This window comes from bacterium (assembly GCA_022616075.1).
GTDB lineage: Bacteria > Acidobacteriota > HRBIN11 > JAKEFK01 > JAKEFK01 > JAKEFK01.
Window position 1 is genome coordinate 1 of the sequence record JAKEFK010000155.1, and the last position, 4,782, is coordinate 4,782.

Consider the following 4,782-nt stretch of genomic DNA (forward strand, 5'->3'; position numbering starts at 1 on the left):
ATTGAACTGCTGTTTCAATGTTTAAAAAACAATCCCCTGGAACGTCCGAGAACTTTATCGGATGTTGCTGAGATTCTTTTAAAGGGATACTTCGAAACCACGAGCAAGGCATACCATCGGGAACAACCGGCTCCAGCAGATCTCATGGCAGACGCACTGAACAATCGCGCAATGAGCTTGCTGGATATCGGGCGTGTTCCTGAAACGCTCGAGATTTTGGAATCCGTTTTAAAGACAGATCCCTATCATCCGGAAGGAACGTTTAACCATTCCATGCTTGCATGGCATCAAGGAAAGATTACGGATCTCGATGTGCTTTCGCGTCTTCAATCGCTTCAACCCGGAACCGTGAAGAAGGAACGACTATCCGCATTGCTTAAAAAAGGGGATCAGGAAAGATACGTCTTCGAAGAAAGAGATTTCGGGTTCCATTCTGTGATGGCTTTGCATCTGAGAAAGAAGCTTGTAGCCCTGCGGACGGATTATCAGCAATTCCGGATTCTTTCACTGGTTCCCGGTGAAAAAGACCTGCTTTTTGCTGATGAACCGGAAAGTCCATTGCGCGTCAATGATGACGGAGCGTTTGATGCAACTTCGCAATACTTCCTTACTTCGGACTTTGAAGGGTTTTCCATATGGGACCTTCCATCTCAACGAAAACGACGCTGCGAAGCCCTTCCGAAAAAACTTCGGATCAGCATGCTGTTGCCGCCGGTTCTCCTGAATGATCAGCGCGTGCTTTACGCATCCAGTGACAAAGCCTTTGTCTGGCCTCCTCAAAAAAGCGAGCCGGTCCCTTTATGCGTTGGCCATTCTGATAACATCCGGTCGATTTCACTGGATGAAAACGAAAAGCGAATCCTGACTGCAAGCCTCGATGGAACTGCTCGTCTCTGGAACTCTGACAGCGGCTGGTGCGAACATGTCTACAATATTAGTAGTTCCGGGGCTCTTTTTGCCTGTTTTTCGCCGGACGGACAAACGCTGGTGGCGTGCGGAAGAGATGGTGGCATCAGTTTGTGGCAGACAAGCGGTTCTCGAAGAAAAATAAAGGAATTTGAAATTCATCCAGGGTTTGCAACAAATGCGGCTCTTCATAAGTCGGGGAAGCTGCTTGCGATTTGGGAGGAAAGCTGGTCACAGGAAACTCACAGCATTCGAAGCGGCATCATCCGAATTTACGATCTGGATACTCTTCGTTGCTTGCGTAGTTTTCCGGGTCTGGACCGTAAACATAAGGGGCAACTTGTGTATTCCGATGATGGAGAAACGCTGTTTGCTCACTCGAGAGTCATCGGATTGAAATCTTTTAGACTTCTGGAAGCGGGAAAGCCTGCGGGGTGGGAAATCTGCAGACCGAAATCCCCTGTCACCTTGATCGCGATCCAAAAAGAATTCAAACAACTTGTGCAGCACGCGCGTAAACTGCTGTTGGACGCAAATTTTAATGGGGCGCATGAGCTTCTTCGAAATGCTGTGGCATCTTATCCGGAATACAGATTCGATGAAGAAATCACAGATCTGTTCCGCGCTTTGCATAGCTACGGAGCGCCGGTTTCACTAGCAGGTTACTGGTGTAGCCGGATTTTTCAAAGCAAGGATCTTCTTCCCGTTACAGCCGTCCGATTCCTTCCCGGGCTGAGCTGGATCACGGGTACTTCCCAGGGAGCACTCCAGCTCTGGGATGTAGACAGAGGGAAAGATTCCGTAACTCTTAAAGGACATCATTCAGCGATCAGGAAAATCCTGAAAGCTTCTCGATCTTCACGTGCGTTAACGGTGGACGCACAAAATCATTTACGCGCCTGGGACCTCCTGGAGCAGAAATGTCTGGCATACTTCGATTGCTCCCGCAGGGAAAACGTTTTCGACGTTCTCTGTTTGTCGAGTGATGGAACGAAAGCATTCTCTTCAGATAAGGAAGAAATGATCTATATCTGGGACCTCGAAATGGAAGAGCTGGATCAAACCATTGCCCTCCCGAAGCAAAGAGGCATCCTGAATCAGATCCATTACTCGGATGATCAAGTTTTGCTGGAATTCGAGAGCGGCTGGATCGATCTGAATTCAGGCAAAGAAATATCAGCGCCTCCAAGCGAAAAACGGGTTCGTTTCTATCTTGAGAACGGCAAGATCATTGCAGATTCGTCTATCATTGGAGATGATCTATCACACGCTCTCAGCTTTGATCTAACAGAAGAAGGTCGTTATCTGGTCTGTGGAACCGAAGCAGGACAGATCCAATTGTGGGAGCTGGATTGGAATTTGAGTTTCAAAGGTGCAGAATAGTGAATGGTGAAATCGCGACCGCTTTTTAGGTTATGATCTGGAAGAAAAACGTTGACGTAAACGATAACCCCTTTTGGTGCTGTCTCCTTCCAAGTGCGTTTTTCCTGATTGTGGCCCCGATCGCATTTTTAATCAATGAACAAGGGACGACGTTTACTCAAAAACTAGCTGACTTGTTGCTATTTCTGATGACTGCCATCTTCTTCTTCGGATTCTACTGGTCTGCGGTTGAAGATAAACCACTGGCGTTCTCCTGATTATTCTATCGGTCCTCTTTGCAATTACTGGTATCAACGATGGCGATTTCGAGCTTGTGATCCCAACTCTGGTACTGGGATTGATATTTCTCCTGGTCGGTTTATTCGCTCTTCGCAAGCTCCGGAAGGAACCGCGAGAACCTGATGAACAGTTTCTTGTTCAGAAACTGGGATTACCATTGCAAAAAGATTTGGGGAACTTGCCGGGTATGGAAGCGGATCCTGTCTGTCCACAATGCGGGACTGTCTACAACAGATCTGCTGTTATAAGAGAGTTGAAAAAAATCACGCCGGAAACATTTCTGTTTGCTTTTTGGACGACAAAGTTTATCTGTACGCAGTGTCGTACTCAAATCGGTATATCGGGTACAGGAGGAGAGTGAATCGCATCAAAAGTTATTCTGTTTTAGATTACCCCTGCATGAGGGGAATTGGATTTTAGTCAACTATGCCGCCGTTTTTACTGTAACGCGCATGCCGGCTCTAGTGGCAAGCGCAATCAGCATTTCGAGACTAAATCTTTCCCATTTGCCCCTGATCAGATCCGAGACTCTAGATTGTGATACCCCAAAGATCTCAGCCGCCTTCGCCTGCGTGAACCGTTTGTTTTTGACAAACTTCCGGAGCTTGGCCATGAGATCGGCACGCATTTGAAGGATTGCAGCTTCCTCGGCCGAATATCCCAGGTCAGTAAAGACATTTCCATCAGAATTGGTCACCTTCTCACTCATGTGTCTCCTTCAATTAGCTTGTAACGTTTTGAACCGCGCCAAGCTCGAACCCTGCAGCTCGCCTTGTATCATCGGGAAAATTCCGCAGATCATCCAAACTCGTCCCCACGAACTTGAGCTGCTTCCTTTTCACTTAAGGAATTATATAAATTTTTATATATCTGGCAAGTTCAACATGAAACTCGCAATGAGTGACTGGCAAAAGTGAACGCGTTTCCCGATTCATAGAATACACATGATTAGATGCAATTTATTTAGTCACTACGTTGCCTTGCCACAGTTCTTTGAGGAACTCGTCAACGGGAAGAACCCGAATTCCTTCGGAGGTCATGCGTTCATTCGATTCCGTACTGATGATGAGCTTCTTTTTCAGCTTAATTTCTTCGGATAGCGCAAGAAGTCACTTCGAATCCTTTCGTGAAACCCTGCCTCCCGCCTTCACTTCCACACCGACTTCATCGGCAATCACGAAGTCGACTTCCATTTTTGATTCAGTTCTCCAGTAAGTGAGTGCTTTGTCACTTCGGTGATAATCCAGAAACGCTTTGATCTCCAGAAAAATCAGATGCTCGAGTGCGCGTCCGAATAGTTCCGAACCAGGATATATTTGTCCCCTATTCATTAATGCGTTCGCGACCCCCACATCGAAAAAATAAAACTTGGCAGTCGAGACCGGTTTTCTCTTGATACTTTTTCTGTAGGCTCCAAGTTGGAAACCGATCAAAGTATCTTCCAGGACCTGGAAATGTTCCCGAACAGTTCTGGGTGGCACGCCGGCATCCTCACCCACTGACAAGTAGCCGGCATATTACTGTTGGATGATAAACTGAAACTAGGGAATCCGCTCGAAGTTATGCAGGAAGTCCGACGACTAAAGAAGGCTTCCAGCGAAATCGACGCATGATTCTAAAATACTTGCGTGCTCTCTATGAACATTCGTGAGTTTGTTGTTGTCAAAATCCATGATGGCCTCCGTTTCGACGGAGCATTTGAATCGACTCAAGATCGAATCATTGTTCACAGAAAGTCACCGCACGGCATCTTCAGTAAGTGGTTTAATATCCCCCATAGTGACGTAAAAGAATGCAGAATCAGCGGGTACGAAATGTATTTATGCAGCTCCGCGGAATCCTTTGAGGTTCAGTTCTCGCCTGAAGCGAAGCCGAAATTCGAGGAATTACGGCGGAGACTGATTCGATCTGAAGAGGCCTTCGAAGAATCAACTCTCCACACAGCGCCACAGTTTTCGAAAACCCAACTTAAAAACAAAGAAGAAGCCCCCTCCGCTGAGTCTGTAATCAAGAAATCAAAATTCGTCAAAGTGATATTGGTACTATCTATTGCGTACGGTGCATTCATCTTTTTTGCGCTGACCCCACGTTCCAGGATATACACTAAAGGCGGTCCGGTGACAATTGACAATGCAGTATGTGATCTACAAGGCTGCAACAAACCGGCAGAATGCATTCGGTACAATGTGAATCAAAGAACCGGCGAGCAATTTC

The 4,782-nt window shown here is 46.7% G+C and carries 4 protein-coding genes and 1 pseudogene; 2 read left to right on the forward strand and 3 right to left on the reverse strand.

The genetic code is table 11. The features are described 5' to 3' along the window. On the forward strand, positions 1-2,289 hold a 2,289-nt coding region (locus L0156_12460), incomplete at its 5' end, for a hypothetical protein (GenBank protein MCI0603813.1). A gap of 703 nt (positions 2,290-2,992) precedes the next feature. Here L0156_12460 and L0156_12465 read toward each other — a convergent pair. The 3 genes and pseudogenes from L0156_12465 to L0156_12475 all read right to left on the reverse strand — a co-directional run bounded on the left by L0156_12465 (position 2,993) and on the right by L0156_12475 (position 4,049). After that, a complete protein-coding gene (locus L0156_12465) occupies positions 2,993-3,277 on the reverse strand; it encodes a helix-turn-helix domain-containing protein (GenBank protein MCI0603814.1) in 285 nt (94 codons plus the stop codon). Positions 3,278-3,305: 28 nt separating this feature from the next. Beyond that, positions 3,306-3,410, reverse strand: a pseudogene (locus L0156_12470) (type II toxin-antitoxin system RelE/ParE family toxin). A 267-nt stretch (positions 3,411-3,677) separates the two neighbouring features. Continuing rightward, positions 3,678-4,049, reverse strand: a complete 372-nt coding sequence (locus L0156_12475; GenBank protein ID MCI0603815.1) for a DUF4143 domain-containing protein — start codon at positions 4,047-4,049, stop codon at positions 3,678-3,680. A 156-nt stretch (positions 4,050-4,205) separates the two neighbouring features. On the opposite strand from L0156_12475, the gene L0156_12480 reads away from it, so the two are divergent. After that, on the forward strand, positions 4,206-4,782 hold a 577-nt coding region (locus L0156_12480), incomplete at its 3' end, for a hypothetical protein (protein MCI0603816.1).

Bases quoted from the DNA above. Each gene is read 5' to 3' on its own strand.
- L0156_12465 (MCI0603814.1), bottom strand. From the start codon at position 3,277: ATGAGTGAGAAGGTGACCAATTCTGATGGAAATGTCTTTACTGACCTG.